Annotated in this window: 14 protein-coding genes; 9 read left to right on the top strand and 5 right to left on the bottom strand. The window is 62.3% G+C overall.

Going from position 1 to position 18,258, the window contains the following annotated elements:
• Positions 1–38: 38 nt before the first annotated feature.
• The 7 genes from B3397_RS12440 to pcaC all read left to right on the top strand — a co-directional run bounded on the left by B3397_RS12440 (position 39) and on the right by pcaC (position 7,091).
• Positions 39–896: a CoA transferase subunit A gene (locus B3397_RS12440; RefSeq protein ID WP_296250432.1), complete on the top strand. Its 858-nt coding sequence runs from the start codon at positions 39–41 to the stop codon at positions 894–896.
• Complete coding sequence (locus B3397_RS12435; protein WP_296250534.1) at positions 893–1,675, top strand: CoA-transferase subunit beta; 783 nt, start codon at positions 893–895, stop codon at positions 1,673–1,675. The genes B3397_RS12440 and B3397_RS12435 overlap by 4 nt, the downstream gene beginning before the upstream one ends.
• On the top strand, positions 1,672–2,877 hold the full coding sequence (pcaF, locus tag B3397_RS12430) for a 3-oxoadipyl-CoA thiolase (protein ID WP_296250430.1): 1,206 nt from the start codon (positions 1,672–1,674) through the stop codon (positions 2,875–2,877). The genes B3397_RS12435 and pcaF overlap by 4 nt, the downstream gene beginning before the upstream one ends.
• Before the next feature lie 304 nt (positions 2,878–3,181).
• Positions 3,182–4,471, top strand: a complete 1,290-nt coding sequence (locus tag B3397_RS12425; protein WP_296250428.1) for an MFS family transporter — start codon at positions 3,182–3,184, stop codon at positions 4,469–4,471.
• 48 nt (positions 4,472–4,519) lie between these two features.
• On the top strand, positions 4,520–5,884 hold the full coding sequence (locus B3397_RS12420) for a 3-carboxy-cis,cis-muconate cycloisomerase (protein WP_296250426.1): 1,365 nt from the start codon (positions 4,520–4,522) through the stop codon (positions 5,882–5,884).
• A gap of 11 nt (positions 5,885–5,895) precedes the next feature.
• Entirely contained in the window at positions 5,896–6,684 is a 789-nt protein-coding gene (gene pcaD / locus B3397_RS12415; RefSeq protein ID WP_296250425.1) for a 3-oxoadipate enol-lactonase, read from the top strand.
• Between the two features lie 14 nt (positions 6,685–6,698).
• Positions 6,699–7,091 carry a 4-carboxymuconolactone decarboxylase gene (pcaC, locus tag B3397_RS12410; protein WP_296250423.1) on the top strand — a complete coding sequence of 131 codons (393 nt, stop codon included), beginning with the start codon at positions 6,699–6,701 and terminating at the stop codon, positions 7,089–7,091.
• Positions 7,092–7,206: 115 nt separating this feature from the next.
• Here the strand turns inward: pcaC and B3397_RS12405 are convergent, their stop codons facing one another.
• From B3397_RS12405 to B3397_RS12390, 4 genes are all read right to left on the bottom strand, one after another.
• Positions 7,207–8,472, bottom strand: coding sequence for an OprD family porin (locus tag B3397_RS12405; protein ID WP_296250422.1), 1,266 nt, complete (start codon positions 8,470–8,472; stop codon positions 7,207–7,209).
• Positions 8,473–8,876: 404 nt separating this feature from the next.
• Complete coding sequence (locus tag B3397_RS12400; protein ID WP_296250420.1) at positions 8,877–10,337, bottom strand: AdeC/AdeK/OprM family multidrug efflux complex outer membrane factor; 1,461 nt, start codon at positions 10,335–10,337, stop codon at positions 8,877–8,879.
• The gene (locus tag B3397_RS12395) at positions 10,334–13,504 is read right to left on the bottom strand and encodes an efflux RND transporter permease subunit (protein WP_296250418.1); all 3,171 of its coding nucleotides are present in this window, start codon (positions 13,502–13,504) and stop codon (positions 10,334–10,336) included. The genes B3397_RS12400 and B3397_RS12395 overlap by 4 nt, the downstream gene beginning before the upstream one ends.
• 3 nt (positions 13,505–13,507) lie before the next feature.
• Positions 13,508–14,650 carry an efflux RND transporter periplasmic adaptor subunit gene (locus tag B3397_RS12390; protein WP_296250416.1) on the bottom strand — a complete coding sequence of 381 codons (1,143 nt, stop codon included), beginning with the start codon at positions 14,648–14,650 and terminating at the stop codon, positions 13,508–13,510.
• 253 nt (positions 14,651–14,903) lie between these two features.
• On the opposite strand from B3397_RS12390, the gene B3397_RS12385 reads away from it, so the two are divergent.
• Positions 14,904–15,536 carry a TetR family transcriptional regulator gene (locus B3397_RS12385; protein WP_296250414.1) on the top strand — a complete coding sequence of 211 codons (633 nt, stop codon included), beginning with the start codon at positions 14,904–14,906 and terminating at the stop codon, positions 15,534–15,536.
• A gap of 116 nt (positions 15,537–15,652) precedes the next feature.
• Positions 15,653–16,546 carry a DMT family transporter gene (locus tag B3397_RS12380; protein ID WP_296250412.1) on the top strand — a complete coding sequence of 298 codons (894 nt, stop codon included), beginning with the start codon at positions 15,653–15,655 and terminating at the stop codon, positions 16,544–16,546.
• A gap of 129 nt (positions 16,547–16,675) precedes the next feature.
• Here the strand turns inward: B3397_RS12380 and B3397_RS12375 are convergent, their stop codons facing one another.
• Positions 16,676–18,172, bottom strand: a complete 1,497-nt coding sequence (locus B3397_RS12375; protein ID WP_296250410.1) for an MDR family MFS transporter — start codon at positions 18,170–18,172, stop codon at positions 16,676–16,678.
• Between the last annotated feature and the right edge of the window lie 86 nt (positions 18,173–18,258).

Here is an 18,258-nt window from a genome sequence, read left to right as displayed (position 1 = left end):
AACAAGATGGCTCACAGAATCGAGGAGTCCTGCTCATCATGGCTGCAATCCTGTCTCTCCAAGAAGCGGTGAAGCAATTCGTCAACGATGGCGACACCGTTGCCCTTGAAGGCTTCACCCATCTGATTCCCACGGCCGCTGGCCACGAGATCATTCGCCAAGGCAAGAAAGACCTGACCCTGGTGCGCATGACGCCTGACCTGATCTACGACCAGTTGATCGGCGCCGGTTGCGTGAAGAAACTGATCTTCTCCTGGGGCGGCAACCCAGGTGTAGGTTCGCTGCACCGTCTGCGTGACGCCGTCGAAAAACAATGGCCGCAACCGCTGGAAATCGAAGAACACAGTCACGCCGACCTGGCCAACGCCTATGTCGCCGGTGCCTCTGGCCTGCCGTTCGCGGTGCTGCGAGCCTATGCCGGTTCCGATCTGCCCAAGGTCAATCCGCTGATCAAGACCGTGACCTGTCCCTTCACCGGCGAAGTCCTGGCTGCCGTACCTTCGGTGCGCCCCGACGTCACGGTGATCCATGCACAGAAAGCCGACCGCAAGGGCAACGTTTTGCTGTGGGGCATCCTGGGCGTGCAGAAAGAGGCCGCACTGGCAGCCAAGCGCTGCATCGTCACGGTGGAAGAGATCGTTGATGACCTCAACGCGCCGATGAACTCCTGTGTTCTGCCAACCTGGGCCCTGGCCGCCGTGTGCCACGTGCCGGGTGGCGCGCATCCGTCCTATGCCCACGGCTATACCGAGCGCGACAACGTGTTCTACCAGGCCTGGGACCCGATCGGTCGCGACCGTGACACCTTCAGCCGCTGGATCGAGACTTACATCCGCGGCACCCAGGATTTCAGCGAGTACCAGGCGAAACTGGCCAGCGCATCGGAGGCAAAATAATGACTTACTCCACCAATGAGATGATGACCGTTGCCGCTGCCCGGCGCCTGCGCAATGGCTCGGTATGCTTCGTCGGTATCGGCCTGCCGTCCAAGGCCGCCAACCTGGCTCGCCTGACCTCCTCGCCGGATGTGGTGTTGATCTACGAATCGGGCCCCATCGGTGCCAAGCCGACCGTGCTGCCGCTGTCCATCGGCGACGGCGAGCTGGCCGAAACCGCTGACACCGTGGTGCCCACCGGCGAGATCTTTCGCTACTGGCTGCAAGGCGGGCGTATCGACGTGGGCTTTTTGGGCGCCGCGCAGGTCGACCGCTTCGGCAACATCAATACCACCGTGGTCGGCGATTACCATCACCCCAAGGTGCGCCTGCCCGGTGCCGGCGGCGCGCCGGAGATCGCCGGCTCGGCCAAGAGCGTGCTGATCATTCTGAAACAGTCGCACCGCAGCTTCGTCGAGAAGCTGGACTTCATCACCTCGGTCGGCCACGGCGAAGGCGGCGACTCGCGCAAACGCCTCGGCCTGCCCGGCAGTGGGCCGGTGGGCATCATCACCGACCTGTGCATCATGGAGCCCGAGGCGGTCACCCGCGAGTTCGTGGTCACCTCGATCCACCCGGGCGTGACCCGCGAGCAGATCGTTGCCGCCACCGGCTGGGCCATCCGTTTTGCCGACGATGTGGCGACTACCGTCGAGCCCAACGAGACCGAATTGACTGCCCTGCGCGACCTCGAAGCGCGGACTGCGGCTGCACATGGCCAGGCCCCGGGAGAAGCATGATGCGTGACGTATTTATCTGTGACGCGATCCGTACCCCTATCGGACGCTTTGGCGGCGGCTTGGCTGCGGTACGTGCCGATGATCTGGCTGCGGCCCCGATCAAGGCCTTGATCGAACGCAACCCGACGGTGAAGTGGGATGAGGTGGACGAGGTGTTCCTCGGCTGCGCCAACCAGGCCGGTGAAGACAACCGCAACGTGGCGCGCATGGCGCTGCTGTTGGCCGGGCTGCCGCAGAGCATTCCCGGCATCACCCTGAATCGTCTGTGCGCATCGGGTATGGACGCCGTGGGCACGGCTTTCCGGGCTATCGCCAGCGGTGAGATGGAGCTGGCCATCGCCGGCGGCGTCGAGTCGATGTCCCGCGCGCCGTTCGTGATGGGCAAGGCCGATGCAGCGTTTTCGCGCAACATGAAGCTGGAAGACACCACCATCGGCTGGCGTTTCATCAACCCGTTGATGAAGGCTCAGTATGGCGTGGATGCCATGCCTCAGACCGCTGACAACGTGGCCGACGACTACAAGGTTTCCCGTGAAGATCAGGACGCCTTTGCCGTACGCAGCCAGCAGCGTACCGCCGCCGCCCAGGCAGCAGGCTTTTTCGCCGAAGAGATCGTGCCTGTGCGCATCGCTCACAAAAAGGGCGAAACCGTGGTCGAGCAGGACGAACATCCCCGTGCAGATACCACCCTGGAAACCCTGGCCCGGCTGAAGCCGGTCAATGGCGCCGACAAGACCGTCACTGCCGGCAACGCGTCGGGTGTCAATGATGGCGCAGCGGCGATGATCCTGGCGTCGGCCGATGCCGTGAAGAAACACGGCCTGACGCCACGTGGCCGGGTATTGGGCATGGCCAGCGCCGGCGTGGCACCTCGGGTGATGGGCATCGGCCCGGTACCGGCGGTGCGCAAGCTGGTGGAGCGCCTGGGCCTGGCGGTCACCGACTTCGATGTCATCGAACTCAACGAAGCCTTTGCCAGCCAAGGCCTGGCGGTGCTGCGCGAACTCGGCCTGGCCGACGACGCGCCGCAGGTCAACCCCAATGGTGGCGCCATTGCCCTGGGGCACCCCCTGGGCATGAGCGGTGCGCGGCTGGTGCTGACGGCGCTGCATCAATTGGAGAAAAGCGGCGGCAAACGCGGCCTGGCGACCATGTGTGTGGGCGTAGGGCAGGGATTGGCGTTGGCGATCGAACGGGTTTGATAGTGGGTGGGGTTGGGGTTTAGCGGAGGTAGCGCCGGCCCCATCGCGGGCAGAGCCCGCTCCCACAAGGAACGGTAGTCGCAAGGATCCTTGTGGGAGCGGGCTCTGCCCGCGATGAGGCCGCCACTACCACCGCATAAATCCACGCCCCACCAGCCCTTTTACCCACTACCACTCAACAATCACCCACCACCTCCACGCAAGGTGAACGGCTGATTGTTGGGTGGCGGAGGGTAATCGACTTGTGGAATGAGGTTGTTACAGGTTATGTCTAGGCCTTACCGACCTCACTGAGAACTAAAACATGACAACAGTTCATTACACCGGTGAAGAGCGCAAGAAGCGCATATTCGCCATTGTGGGTGCTTCATCGGGGAACCTGGTCGAGTGGTTCGACTTCTACGTCTACGCCTTCTGCGCCATCTACTTTGCCCCTGCCTTCTTTCCTTCGGATGACCCTACCGTACAGTTGGTGAACACCGCCGGGGTGTTCGCCGCCGGCTTTCTGATGCGTCCCATTGGCGGCTGGCTGTTTGGCCGTGTGGCCGATAAACACGGTCGCAAGAATTCCATGATGATCTCGGTGCTGATGATGTGCGCCGGTTCGCTGGTCATCGCCTGCCTGCCCACCTACGCCACCATCGGGGTGTGGGCGCCGATCATCCTGCTGCTGGCGCGCCTGTTCCAGGGCCTCTCGGTAGGCGGGGAGTACGGCACCACGGCCACCTACATGTCCGAAGTCGCCCTGCGCGGCCAGCGTGGCTTCTTCGCCTCGTTCCAGTACGTCACCCTGATCGGCGGCCAGTTGCTGGCGGTGCTCACCGTAGTGATCCTCCAGCAATTTCTCGATGAGCAGGAACTGCGTGCCTGGGGCTGGCGGATTCCGTTCGTGGTCGGCGCCGTGGCGGCGGTGATCTCGTTGTTGCTGCGGCGTACCCTGGAAGAAACCAGCACCGCCGAAACCCGCAACGACAAGGACGCCGGCAGCATCGCCGGATTGTTCAAGAACCACAGCGCCGCCTTCATCACCGTGCTGGGCTATACCGCCGGTGGCTCGTTGATTTTCTATACCTTCACCACCTACATGCAGAAGTACCTGGTGAACACCGCCGGCATGCACGCCAAGACCGCCAGCCTGATCATGACCGGCGCGCTGTTCCTGTACATGTGCATGCAACCGTTGTTCGGCATGCTGGCGGACAGGATAGGCCGACGGACGTCCATGCTCTGGTTCGCCGGCCTGGGCACCTTGTGCACCTTGCCGATCCTGATGGTGTTGAAAACCGTCACCAGCCCGTTCCTGGCGTTCGTGTTGATCACCTTGGCCCTGGCCATCGTCAGTTTCTACACCTCCATCAGCGGCCTGGTGAAGGCCGAGATGTTCCCGCCCCAGGTGCGCGCGCTGGGCGTCGGGTTGGCCTACGCTGTGGCCAACGCCGTGTTCGGCGGCTCGGCGGAGTTCGTGGCCTTGAACCTGAAGAACATGGGCAATGAAAATGCCTTCTACTGGTATGTCACGGTGATGATGGCGATTGCCTTCCTGTTCAGTCTGCGCTTACCCAAGCAGCCGGCGTATCTGCATTCCGATCACTAACCTTGCGGGCGCGCCGGTGCTGCCGGCGTGCTGCTACGAGAGCGTGTCATGAGCCAACGACCGAACAATCAATTGTTCGATGCCTACTTCACCACGCGCGACATGCGTGAAATCTTTTCCGACCGTGGCCGCGTCCAGGGCATGCTCGACTTCGAGGCCGGGCTGGCCCGTGCCGAAGCCCGTGTGGGGATGATACCCGGCGAGGCCGTGGCGCCAATCGAGGCTGCGTGCAAGGCCGAGCTTTACGACTTTCAAGCCTTGGGGGAGGCCATCGCCACGGCGGGCAACTCGGCCATTCCCCTGGTCAAGATGCTGGGCAAGCAGATCGCCGCCAGCGACGCTGGTGCCGAGCGCTATGTCCATCTGGGCGCCACCAGCCAGGACGTGATGGACACCGGGCTGGTGCTGCAACTGCTGGCGGCGCTGAGCTTGATCGAAGCCGACCTGAGCCGCCTGGGCGACGCCCTGGCCCAGCAAGCGCAACGCCACGCCGCCACGCCACTGGCCGGGCGGACCTGGCTGCAGCACGCCACGCCGGTAACGCTGGGCATGAAAATCGCCGGCTGGCTCGGCGCGGTCACCCGCAGCCGGCAGCGTCTGGCCGAACTCAAGCCGCGCCTGGCCAGCCTGCAGTTCGGCGGGGCCTCGGGCAGCCTTGCCGCGTTGGGTGACAAGGCGTTGCCCATTGCCCAGGCGCTGGCCGAAGAGCTGCGCCTGAATCTGCCTGAACAGCCCTGGCACACCCAGCGCGACCGTCTGGTGGAGCTGGCCTCGGTGCTCGGTCTGGTGGCCGGCAGCCTGGGTAAGGTGGGCCGTGACATCAGCCTGCTGATGCAGACCGAGGCTGCGGAAGTGTTCGAGCCGTCCGCGCCTGGCAAAGGCGGCTCTTCAACCATGCCGCACAAGCGCAATCCGGTCGGCGCTGCCGTGCTGATCAGCGCTGCGACGCGCGTGCCGGGTCTGGTGGCCACACTGTTCAGCGCCATGCCGCAGGAGCACGAGCGTAGCCTGGGCTTGTGGCACGCCGAATGGGAGACCTTGCCGGAGATCTGCTGCCTGGTGTCCGGCGCCCTGCAGCAGGCCTTGCTGATCGCCAACGGCATGGAGGTCGACAGCCAGCGCATGCTCAAGAACCTGGACCTGACCCAAGGCCTGGTCCTGGCCGAAGCGGTCAGCATCGTGCTCGCCCAGCGCTTGGGTCGCGATGCCGCCCATCATCTGCTGGAGCAGTGCTGCAAACGGGCCGTGGCGCAGCAGCGCCACCTGCGCGCGGTGCTGGGCGAGGAGCCCAACGTCACTGCCGAACTCAGTGGCGACGAACTGGACCGCCTGCTGGACCCGGCCCACTACCTGGGCCAGGCGCAGACCTGGGTACAGCGCGCCGTTGCCGAACACCATCAATTCAACGCTTGAAGGAGACTGCCGTGCCACGCGTACAACTCGCCGAGGGCGAACTGAACTACACACTCGATGGCGCCGAGGGCAAACCGGTGCTGGTGCTGTCCAACTCCCTGGGGACCGACCTGGGCATGTGGGACACCCAGATCGCCGCGTTCACCGAGCACTTTCAGGTGCTGCGTTACGACACCCGCGGCCATGGCGCCTCCCTGGTCACCCCGGGCAGCTATACCATCGAGCAACTGGGGATGGACGTGCTGGCCCTGCTCGATGCCCTGAAGCTGGACAAAGTGCACTTCTGCGGGCTGTCCATGGGGGGCTTGATCGGTCAGTGGCTGGGCATCAACGCCGGTCACCGGTTGCACAAGCTGGTGATCTGCAATACGGCCGCGAAGATCGGCAGCCAGGATGTGTGGAACCCGCGCATCGAGATGGTGCTCAGCCAAGGCGAGCAGGCGATGGTATCGCTGCGTGACGCGTCCATCGCCCGCTGGTTCACCCCGGCCTTCGCCGAGGCGCACCCCGGTGAGGCCAAGCGCATCACCGACATGCTCGCGGCGACCTCGCCCCAGGGATATGCGGCCAACTGCGCGGCGGTACGCGATGCCGATTTCCGTGAACAGCTGGTATCGATCCAGGTGCCGCTGCTGGTCGTGGTGGGCACCGAGGATGCGGTGACCACGCCGGCTGACGGTCACTTCATCGAAGAGCGGGTGGTGGGCGCACAGTACGCCGAGTTCCACGCCGCCCATTTATCCAACGTCGAAGTGGGCGAGCCGTTCAGCCGCCGCGTCGTCGATTTCCTGCTGAGCTGACAAGGAGCCCGTTCGTGGACGAGAAAGAACGCTACAACGAAGGCATGAAGGTACGCCGCGCAGTGCTGGGCGATGCCCACGTGGATCGCAGCCTGAGCAACATCACCGAGTTCAACGGCGAATTCCAGGAGATGATCACCCGTCACGCCTGGGGTGATATCTGGACGCGCCCAGGGCTGCCACGGCATACCCGCAGCCTGATCACCATCGCCATGCTGATCGGCATGAACCGCAACGAGGAATTGAAACTGCACCTGCGCGCCGCGGCCAACAACGGTGTGACCCGTGAGCAGATCAAGGAAGTGGTGATGCAGAGCGCCATCTATTGCGGCATTCCGGCGGCCAATGCGACGTTTCACCTGGCGGAGTCGGTGTGGGATGAGTTGGGGGTCGAGTCGCAGGAGTGAGGGATTGATTGGGGGAGGGGGAGCCCCACGCGGTATGCTTTTTAGCTCCCTCTCCCTCAGGGAGAGGGCTGGGGTGAGGGGACCAGACGCCGCCAATCCCCAACCCTATCCTCGCTTACAAGATACTCAACGGATAACTCACAATCACCCGGTTCTCATCGAACTCGCTGGTGCTGTAGTCCCGGCGCATGGTCGAGTTCCTCCAGCGCATGTTCAAGCTCTTGAACGTCCCCGACTGAATGGTATAGGCCAGTTCGGTTTCCCGACCCCACTCCTTGCCATCGGTGATGGTCCCGGTGTGCACGTTATCACCGCTGATATAACGGTTCATCAACGTCAGCCCGGGCACGCCCACCCCGGCGAAGTTGAAGTCGTGACGCAACTGCCAGGACTTCTCCTTGGCGTTGTCATAGCTGGAGTTGTAGCTATCGTTGGCCAGAGTGCCGCCGCTGGTGCCGTTGACGCGCATCCAGGCATTGTCGCCGGTGACTTTCTGCAAGCCGACATAGAAGGTGTTGCTGCCGTACTTGGCCGACAGCAGCGCCGACCAGGTCTTGTTGTCCAGGTCGCCGGCCAGTGCGCTGCCGTCTTCCTTGCCGTGGAAGAAGCCCAGGTTGGCGCCCAGGGTCCAGTCGCCCAGCGGCTGGCTGTGCAGAATCTGCAGGTACTGCTGCTGGTAGATGTCTTTGAGCTCGGCGTTCCACAAGCCGATCAAGGTGTTCTTTTCGTTGAAGGTGTATTCGCCACCCACGAAGTTGAAACGGTCGGACGTTGCCGTGGCGCGGCCCTGCATGAACATGTCTTCCATGCTGGCGTCGTTGCGCGGGCTGTTCTGGCGGAACTGACCGCCGTACAACGTCAGGCCGTCGATTTCCTGGGAGGTCACCTGACCACCGCGGAAGGTCTGCGGCAGCGAGCGACCGTCGTCAGAGCGCAGGATGGGCAGTACCGGCATCCATTCACCGACTTTTACCACGGTCTTGGACACCTTGGCTTTCAGTGCGACGCCCAGCCGGCCGAAGTCATCGGCTGGTTTGTTGCCATCGTGGGTCGGCAGCAATTGGGTGCCGTAGGTCCCGCGGCCACCGTCGAGCTTCACCGAATACATGCCCAGCACGTCGACGCCAAAGCCGACCATGCCTTGGGTGTAGCCGGATTTTGCGTCGAGGATGAAGCTCTGGGTCCATTCTTCCGACTTGCTCTGTGGAAACGCCGGGTTGGTGTGGTTGCGGTTGAAGTAGAAGTTACGCAGATTGAGACCTACCTTGGCATCTTCCAGAAAGCCGGATTCCGCGGCCATGGCGGGCAGGGCGGCGGTGGCAACGGTCATGGCGATCAGGTTGGGCAACAGACGTGAGGGGCGACGCGGGTGTTGGCGCATGGGGTAACCCTGTTGTTATTGGTTTTTTAGATGCACGAATGTCTGAAGCTCCAGACATTTTGTTACGTGTTGCGCGGATAGTGCTTGCGCAGCTGGGGTGGTTCAATTGGTCGCACCTAAAAACGTGCGATAAACGAACAGTAACTAACTGGTTAATGACAAATCAGTTATCTGATCACCTGACCACTATTGACCATGATTGGGGTTTAGGCCAATAGGGTTGCAGATTTTCTTTTGCAGGTCCGGCGCCATCGCAGGCAGAGCCCGCCCCTAGACGGTCTACACGACCACCAAAACCATCCCCTGTGGGAGCGGGTTCTACCCGCGATGGCGTCGGCCCTGCCTGACCTCATAAAAAAACCCACCGCAAAGGGTGGGTTCTTTTCATTCAAGCGCTGCTGCAATCAGCTTTTCGGCGCCGTGGCTGGCGCTGGCTGTGCAGCCTGGGCCTGACCGGTACGTTCATACCAGCCACCGCCCAGTGCCTTGTACAGATTGACCTCGCTGGTCAGTTGCGACAGACGGTCGGTGATCAGCGACTGCTGCGCACTGAACAGCGAGCGCTGTGCATCGAGGAAGGTCAGGTTGCTGTCCACCCCGATGCGGTAGCGACGCTCGGCCAGGCGGTAGTAATCCTGGTTGGCCTGCACCGAATCACGCTGGGCCTGCAACTGATCGTTGTAGGTCTTGCGCGCCGTGAGGCCGTCGGACACTTCCTGGAAAGCCGTCTGAATGGCCTTCTCGTAGTTGGCCACGTTGATGTCTTTCTGGATCTTGGAGTAGTCCAGGCTGGCACGCAGCGCACCGGCGTTGAAGATCGGCAGGCTGATGCTCGGCGAGAACAGCCAGCTGCCCGAACCGCCATCGAACAGACCCGACAACTGGCTGCTCGAGGTGCCGGCATTGGCGGTCAGGCTGATGCTGGGGAAGAACGCTGCGCGTGCGGCACCGATGTTCGCATTGGCTGCCAGCAGATTATGCTCGGCCGACAGAATGTCCGGACGACGGGTGAGCAGCTCGGACGGCATGCCGGCGGGCATTTCGCTGAGCAGATCGGCATCCAGGCCTCGTGCAGCCGGCAGGTCGACCGGAATGTTGGTGCCCAGCAGCAGGGTCAGGCTGTTGCGGTCCTGGGCCACCTGGCGCTGATAGCGCGCCAGGCTGACACGGGCGGTTTCCACCGACGTACGCGCCTGGCTCAGGTCCAGGGCCGACGACACGCCGACTTCGGCGCTGCGGCTGGTCAGCTTCAGGCTCTGTTCGAACGCCACCAGGGTGTCCTGGGTCAGCTTGAGCAGTTCCTGGTCGGCCTGCCAGGTCAGATAGGCATTGGCAACACTGGCCACCAGGCTGATCTGGGTCGAGCGACGGGCTTCTTCACTGGACAGGTAGGTCTGCAGGGCCTGTTCGTTGAGGCTGCGGATACGGCCCCACAGGTCCAGCTCGTACGCGCTGACGCCCAGGGTCACCGCGTATTGACTGCCAATGCCTGCTTGCCCGCTGGTGGACAAGTCCGCCGGCGAGCGTTGGCGGGTACCCGTGCCATCGACGTTTACCGCCGGGAACAGGTCCGCACGCTGGATGCGGTACTGGGCCCGGTAGGCTTCGATGTTCAAGGCCGCGACTTTCAGGTCGCGGTTGTTTTCCAGGGCAACCTGCACCAGTTGCTCGAGGGCAGGGTCCGTGAAGAACTGCCTCCAGCCTTGTTCGGCCGCGGCCACATCAGCCGCCTGGGCAGGCGAGTACGCCTCGCCCTGCGGGTATTGCTCGGCTACGGGCAGCGCGGGGCGCTCGTAGTCGGGGATCATCGAGCAGCCGCTGAGCACGAAGGCAGCGACGGCGATGGATATCAGGGACTTGCTCATTGGCCAGCCTCATCGTGTGAAATTGCTTTGCCGTTGTCCTTTTCGTGTTCCTTGTCGTACTTGCTCTTGAACAGGGACGACACAGCGACATAGAACATCGGGACCCAGAAGATCGCCAGGACGGTAGCGGTGATCATACCGCCGATTACCCCGGTACCGATCGCATGTTGGCTGCCCGAGCCGGCGCCGCTGGAGATGGCCAGGGGCACCACGCCGAGGATGAATGCCAGCGACGTCATGATGATCGGGCGCAGACGCATCCGGCAGGCCTCCGCCGCAGCATCGACCAGGCTCTTGCCCTGTTCGTGCAGTTCCTTGGCGAACTCGACGATCAGAATGGCGTTCTTGGCCGCCAGCCCCACCGTCACCAGCAGGCCCACCTGGAAGAACACGTCGTTGGACAAGCCGCGCAGGCTGGTGGCGATCAAGGCACCGATTACACCCAACGGGACCACCAGCAGTACTGCAATCGGGATCGACCAGCTCTCATACAAGGCCGCCAGACAGAGGAACACGAACAGCAGCGAGATGGCATAGAGCGCCGGGGCCTGAGAACCGGACAGGCGTTCTTCGAACGACAGGCCGGTGAACGAGTAGCCCACACCGGCCGGCAGTTTCTTGGCCAGCGCTTCAACCTCGGCCATCGCCTGGCCGGAGCTGTAGCCCGGAGCCGGGGTACCGAGGATCTCCATTGCCGCCACACCGTTGTAGCGCGACAGTTTTGGCGAACCGTATATCCACTCGCCGGTAGCGATGGCAGACAGCGGCACCATGGTCCCCGAGTCGTTGCGCACGTACCACTTGTTCAGGTCTTCAGGGGTCATGCGACCGAAGGCTTCACCTTGCACGTACACTTTCTTCACCCGACCGCGGTCGATGAAGTCGTTGACGTAGCTGCCGCCCAAGGCAATCGACAAGGTCTGGTTGATGTTCGACAGCGTGATGCCCAGCGCACTGGCTTTCTCGTCATCGACGGTGAGCTGATACTGCGGCTCATCGTTCAGGCCGTTGGGACGTACGCCCGCCAGAACCTTGCTTTGCGCGGCCATGCCGAGGAACTGGTTACGTGCCTCCAGCAATTTCTCGTGGCCGACACCGCCCTGATCCTGCAGGTAGAAGTCGAAGCCCGAAGCGTTACCCAGCTCCAGTACCGACGGTGGTACCACGGCGAAAACCATGGCGTCGCGGAAGCTGGCGAAGTGTTTCTGCGCACGTTCGGCGATCTTGAACACGGTGGTTTCGGCGTCGCGTTCACCCCACGGCTTGAGCATCACGAATGCCAGGCCCGAACTCTGGCCACGACCGGCGAAGTTGAAGCCGTTGACGCTGAACACCGATTTCACCCCGGCACCCTCGCCGTTGTCGGCGTCGAGCAGGTAGGTGCGCATTTCGTCGATGACTTTCTGCGTACGCTCGGCAGAAGAACCGGCCGGAGTCTGGACCTGAGCGAAGATCACGCCCTGGTCTTCTTCCGGCAGGAACGCGGCCGGAATGCGCATGAACAGCCAGATCATGCCGGCGAAGATGATCAGGTAAACCAGGAAGGCCGGCAACTTGTGCGTCACCATGCGCTTCACGCCGTTCTCGTAGCTGACCACACTGCGGTCGAAGGTACGGTTGAACCAGCCGAAGAAACCACGCTTGGGTTGGCCGTGCTTTTCCGGATCGATCGGCTTGAGCATGGTGGCGCACAGCGCCGGGGTGAAGATCAGCGCGACCAGTACCGACAGGCCCATGGCAGAAACGATGGTGATCGAGAATTGCTTGTAGATCACGCCCGTGGAACCGCCGAAGAAGGCCATCGGCAGCAGTACCGCCGAGAGCACCATGGCGATACCCACCAGTGCCCCCTGGATCTGGTCCATGGACTTTTTCGTCGCTTCCTTGGGTGACAGGTGCTCCTCTTCCATCACCCGCTCGACGTTTTCCACCACCACGATGGCATCGTCCACCAATAGACCGATCGCCAGGATCATGCCGAACATGGTCAGGGTGTTGATGGTGAAGCCGAACGCCGCCAGGATGCCGAAGGTACCCAGCAATACCACCGGTACCGTCATCGTGGTGATGACCGTGGCGCGGAAGTTCTGCAGGAACAGGTACATCACCAGGAACACCAGCACGATCGCCTCGATCAGGGTGTGTACTACACCCGAAATCGACTCGGTAACGGTGGGGGTGGTGTCATACGGATACACCACCTTCATGCCTGGCGGAAAGAAGGGTTCGAGGTTGGCAACCGTGGCGCGAATGGCCTTGGCGGTGTCCAGGGCGTTGGCGCCCGATGCGAGCTTGATTGCCATACCCGAAGCCGGGTTGCCGTTGAACTGCGCGTCGATGCTGTAGTTCTGACCGCCCAGGCCGATGCGTGCAACGTCCTTGAGGCGAACTTGCGAACCGTCGGTGTTGACCTTCAGAAAGATGTTGCCGAACTGCTCGGCGGTCTGCAGGCGGGTCTTGCCGATGATGGTGGCATTGAGCTGCGTGCCGGGCAGGGCGGGCAAGCCGCCCAATTGGCCAGTGGCGATCTGCACGTTCTGTGCGCTGATCGCGCTGCTCACTTCCACAGGGGTCAGCTGGAAGTTGTTGAGCTTGGCTGGGTCCAGCCAGATCCGCATGGCGTACTGCGAACCGAACACCTGGAAGTCACCTACACCGGAAGTCCGCGAAATCGGGTCCTGGATGTTGGAAACGATGTAGTTGGACAGGTCGTCCTTGCTCATGCTGCCGTCTTCGGACACCAGGCCGATCACCAGCAGGAAGTTCTTCACCGACTTGGTAACGCGCAGACCCTGCTGCTGTACTTCCTGAGGCAACAGTGGCGTGGCCAGGTTGAGCTTGTTCTGCACCTGTACCTGGGCGATGTCCGGGTTGGTGCCCTGGTTGAACGTCACGGTGATGGTCATGCTGCCGTCGGAGTTACTGTCCGAGGAAACGTAACGCAGGTTGTCGATACCGTTGAGCTGTTGCTCGATGATCTGTACCACGGTGTCCTGCACGGTCTGTGCGGACGCACCTGGGTAGGTGACCTGGATATCGATGGCGGTCGGCGCGATGGCCGGGTATTGGTTGATCGGCAGCTTGAGGATTGCCAGCCCACCTACCAGCATGATCACCAGGGCTAATACCCAGGCGAAAATGGGGCGGTCGATAAAGAATCTGGACATCGATTACTCCCCTTTGCCGTTGGCGGCAGGGGCGGCTTGATCGTTCTTGACGTTGCCCGCTTCCTTGACCGTCACATCGGCACCTGGCTTGACGTACTGCAGGCCTTCAGTGATGACGCGGTCACCGGCGTTCAAGCCTTTCTCGATCACCCAGTACGCACCGGCAGTGCGGTTGGCGACCAGCTCACGCTGCTCGACCTTGTTGTCCTTGTTCACGATCAGGGCCGTTGGCGTGCCCTTGAGGTCACGCGTCACGCCCTGTTGCGGGGCCAGGATCGCCTCGTTGCGTACGCCGGCCTGCAGCTTGGCATGGACGAACATGCCCGGCAGCAGCACGTGGTCAGGGTTGGGGAACACGGCGCGCAGCGTCACCGAACCGGTGGCCTGATCAACCGACACTTCGGAGAACTCCAGCTTGCCGTCCTGCGCGTATTCGCTGCCATCTTCAAGGCTCAGCTTGACCGTGGCGGCATTGTCGCCGGCCTTCTGCAACCGGCCGCTGTCCAGGTCGCGGCGCAGCTTGAGCATCTCCGCCGAAGACTGGGTGACGTCGACGTAGATCGGGTCCAGCTGCTGAATGGTGGCCATGGCGTTGGTCTGGCCGCTGGTCACCAGTGCACCTTCGGTGACTTCGGAGCGACCGATGCGACCGGAGATCGGCGCGTACACCTTGGTATAGCGCAGGTCGATCTGGGCACTCTTGACGGCGGCTTCGGCCTGCAGCTGCTCGGAGCGGGCGTTGTCGTATTCCTGACGGCTCACGGCCTGCTCGTCGATCAACTGCTTATAGCGACCGGCCAGGGACTTGGCCGATTCCAGGGTGGCCTGCGCACTGCCCAGCGTCGCTTCGTAAACCGACGGATCGATCTGATACAACTGCTGACCGGCCTTCACCTCGGTGCCTTCCTTGAATTGGCGCTTGAGGATGATGCCGTTGACCTGCGGCCGTACTTCGGCAACGCGGTAGGCAGTGGTGCGACCCGGGAGTTCGGTGGTCAGGGTGTAAGCCTGGGGTTGAAGGGTAACGACGCCGACCTGAGGAGCTTGCTGAGCCTGCGGGGCTGCTTCTTCCTTCTTACAGCCACTGAGCAGGGTTGCCAGGGCGACGGCGGATACCAGAGCGGTAACAGCTGGCTTGAATTGCATGAAGATCCTCGGGTCGTGAGCGCAGGGGGCTCATGAATAGTGGAAAGGTAAAAAATCGGGTCGACTGGATTAATAGCTTACTAACGAATATACTTACATTCGCGGTTGTTTGTAAACACCTTGATGGCCACCCGCCTGCGACCACGCGGCACACCCATCACCCCTCGGGACAAGCCCCCAACAACAGGCGCCCGACCTGAGCACGGCCCTCGAGAAGCGAAGGGCGCTCACCAAAGATTGAGGTTCTACTGCCATGGTTCGCCGTACCAAAGAGGAAGCCCAGGAAACGCGAAGTCAGATACTCGAAGCCGCCGAGCAGGCGTTCTACGAGCGCGGCGTGGCGCGTACAACCTTGGCCGACATCGCCAATCTGGCCGGCGTGACCCGCGGGGCTATCTACTGGCACTTCAGCAACAAGGCCGATCTGGTCCAGGCGATGCTCGACAGCCTGCAGGAACCGCTGGAGGAATTGGCCCGCGCCAGCGAGAGCGAAGACGAAATCGACCCCTTGGGTTGCATGCGTCGGTTGCTGATTCATTTGTTTCAACAGATTGCAATCGACCCGAAAACCCGTCGCCTGAACGAAATTCTGCATCATAAATGCGAGTTCACCGATGAAATGTGTGACATGCGCCAGCAACGCCAGCTGGCGATTCTGGACTGCAATGTTCGGATCGATCTGTCCCTGAGCAATGCCGTGAAGCGCGGCCAGTTGCCTGCCGACCTCAATACCTTCCGCGCGGCCACCGCGCTGTACGCCTATATAGATGGCATGATTGGCCAATGGTTGCTGGTGCCCGAGAGTTTTGATCTGTACACCGAAGCTGAACGCTGGGTCGACGTGTGCTTGCAGATGCTCAGCCTGTCGCCGGCCTTGCGCAAATAAAGTTCTGAATCACGTTGTAACATCCGCCTTGGGCACGCCATCATCTGAGCGGACCCGAGGCGACGACCTTCAAAGGGCGGCGAGTACCTTTTCATTGTCATGTTGCGAGCGTGTGAATGAGCCTGCAAAACCCGTTGCTCAATGGGGCTGACCAGCCATTGCGCGGTATCGCGCTGATTTGCCTGGCCACTCTGCTGTTCGCCAGTCATGACGCCATCTCCAAATACCTTTCCGGCTTCTACCCCATCGTCATGGTGGTGTGGGCACGCTATGTGGTGCATACGCTGATGATGCTGGTGATCTTCGTGCCCCAGACCGGCCTGTCCACGGTAATTCGCACCAAGCGTCCCGGCCTGCAGCTGTTGCGGGCTTTGTGTCTGGTTGCCACCAGCCTGTTCTTCACCACGAGCCTGCGCTACATCCCCCTGGCCGAAGCCACGGCGGTGAACTTTCTGGCGCCGTTGCTGGTGACTGCCTTGTCGGTGCCGCTGCTCAAGGAAACCGTGACGCGGGCGCAATGGGCGGCAGTCATTGCGGGCTTCGTCGGTGTGCTGATCGTGATCCGGCCCGGTGGGGCGCTGTTTACCCCGGCGATCATCCTGCCGTTGATCTCGGCGTTCTTCTTTGGCCTTTACCAGTTGCTGACGCGCAAGCTCAGTGGTGTCGACAGCCCGACCACCAGCAACTTTCTGGCAGGCATCTTCAACAGTCTGATCATGAGCGCGGTGCTGCCGTTCTTCTGGCAAATGCCGACGTGGGGTGATGCGTTGTTCATGATCGGGCTGGGCACCTGCGGGATGCTGGGGCATCTGTTGCTGACCCAGGCCTTCCGGCATGCGGCGCCGGCGTTGCTGGCCCCGTTCAGCTATGGGCAGATTCTGTTCGCCGGCATGTATGGGTATCTGATCTTCGACCACACCCCGGATGTGTTCGGCATTGTCGGTATCTGTGTGATCAGCTTGAGTGGATTGGCGGTGGCATGGGCGCAACGTAGGCCGCGTTTGGCTTGATAGGTGGTTGACAGGACGGGCCCTATCGCGGGTAGAACCCGCTCCCACAGGGGCAGGGTCTGAGGCTGAGGGTGATCTCTGTGGGAGCGGGTTCTACCCGCGATGGCGTCGGTCCTGCAAAGCCCCCACCTACTTCTCACCATGCCCCCGCCCGCGCAACTCCAGGTTTGGCAATGCCAGGGCTACCAGTACCCCCAGCAACGACACGCCAGCACTGGCCCACAGCAAATGCTGGAAGGTTTGCCCCAACTCCGCCCGCAGCGCCTGCTGGGCTGGGCCCGGCGCGGCGTTCAGGCCGGACAGCAAAGCATTGCCCGAAGCCGCTTCCAAGCCGCCGGCGCCCAGGTCCACGCCATGCAACATGGCCAGCAGCAGTGCCGACAGGCACGCTACCCCCACGGCGCCCCCCAGTGAGCGAAATAGCGCCAGGGTGCTGGTGGCTACCCCGATATCCTGTGGTGGAACGGAGTTCTGCGCGCCCACCAGCGAGGTCGGGAACTGCAACCCGCAGGCAAAGCCGGTCAGCAGCATGAACGTCAGGCTGAGGGGGAAATTGTCCGGTGGGCAGAAGGACATGCCCAGGATTCCCAGCGGGGTAAGCACTGCGCCGGCCAGGATGATGGGCTTGTAGCGCCCCGTCTGCGATGTGCGTCGCCCGCCCAGAAACGCGCCGATCGGCAGACCCAACGCCAGCGGCAGCAGATGCAGTGCTGCGGCGTCGGCTCCGGACCCGGTCACCGTCTGAAAGCGCAACGGCATTATCACGCTCAGCCCAATCGCCTGGAAGCTGGTGAAAAATACGGTGCACCAGCACAGCACTGCAGCCGGCACAGCGAACAAGCGCATTGGCAGCAGTGGCTCGCGAAAGCGCCGCTCATGCCAGACGAACGCCACCAGCATCGCTATCGCCAGCAGCAGCACGCCCCATACCTGCACATCCGCCAGGCTATGGCCTTGACCGACTTCGGTCACGGTCATCAGCAAGGCGCTCAGGCCGACGATCATCAGCATCGTGCCCAGGTAGTCGATCACCGGTGTGCGCTGCGGCACGGGAAGACCGGCCAGCTTGCGGCTGGCGTACCAGCAGGCGAAGGTGCCCAGCGGCAGGTTGATCAGGAAGACCCAGCGCCACGACAGGTACTCGGTCATGTAACCGCCCAGCACCGGTCCCAGCACACTGGCGGCGGCGTACATGCTGCTGAAATAGCCTTGATAGCGGCCGCGCTCGCGGGGCGGCACCACGTCGCCGATGATCGCCTGGCTGACCGATACCATGCCTCCCGCGCCGATGCCCTGAAGAATGCGCGCCAGTACCAGTTGCTCCATGTTCTGGGCCAGGCCGCAGAACAGCGATGCCAGGGTGAACAGCCCGGTGCCGATGAGGATCATTCGGCGCCGGCCGTACAGGTCACCCAGTTTGCCGTAGATCGGCGTGGCCACAGTCATGGCCACCATGTATCCGGAGATGACCCAGGCCAGCAACTCGACATCGTTGAATTGCGCGGAAATGGCGGGCAGGGATACGGCAACGATGGTCTGATCCAGAGCACCGAGAAAGATGGCCAGCATCAAGGACACCAGGATGCTCTTGATTGCCGGCGGCTGTGGCTGACTGAGATTGTTCACGGCAAAGGCCCGGGCAGGAGGCCCGCGGCAATGGGCCGCAGGCTGGGTCCGCTCAGTCTACTTGATAGCTAGCTATCTTTTCTATC

This window comes from Pseudomonas sp. UBA4194 (genome assembly GCF_002379585.1).
Lineage (GTDB): Bacteria > Pseudomonadota > Gammaproteobacteria > Pseudomonadales > Pseudomonadaceae > Aquipseudomonas.
The sequence above is the reverse complement of the archived record's forward strand: the minus strand, read 5'-3'. Positions and strand labels throughout refer to the sequence as shown.

Bases quoted from the DNA above. Each gene is read 5' to 3' on its own strand.
- B3397_RS12385 (WP_296250414.1), top strand. From the start codon at position 14,904: ATGGTTCGCCGTACCAAAGAGGAAGCCCAGGAAACGCGAAGTCAGATA.
- B3397_RS12425 (WP_296250428.1), top strand. From the start codon at position 3,182: ATGACAACAGTTCATTACACCGGTGAAGAGCGCAAGAAGCGCATATTC.
- B3397_RS12440 (WP_296250432.1), top strand. From the start codon at position 39: ATGGCTGCAATCCTGTCTCTCCAAGAAGCGGTGAAGCAATTCGTCAAC.
- B3397_RS12405 (WP_296250422.1), bottom strand. From the start codon at position 8,472: ATGCGCCAACACCCGCGTCGCCCCTCACGTCTGTTGCCCAACCTGATC.
- B3397_RS12390 (WP_296250416.1), bottom strand. From the start codon at position 14,650: ATGCAATTCAAGCCAGCTGTTACCGCTCTGGTATCCGCCGTCGCCCTG.
- B3397_RS12395 (WP_296250418.1), bottom strand. From the start codon at position 13,504: ATGTCCAGATTCTTTATCGACCGCCCCATTTTCGCCTGGGTATTAGCC.
- B3397_RS12400 (WP_296250420.1), bottom strand. From the start codon at position 10,337: ATGAGCAAGTCCCTGATATCCATCGCCGTCGCTGCCTTCGTGCTCAGC.
- pcaF (WP_296250430.1), top strand. From the start codon at position 1,672: ATGATGCGTGACGTATTTATCTGTGACGCGATCCGTACCCCTATCGGA.
- B3397_RS12420 (WP_296250426.1), top strand. From the start codon at position 4,520: ATGAGCCAACGACCGAACAATCAATTGTTCGATGCCTACTTCACCACG.
- B3397_RS12380 (WP_296250412.1), top strand. From the start codon at position 15,653: ATGAGCCTGCAAAACCCGTTGCTCAATGGGGCTGACCAGCCATTGCGC.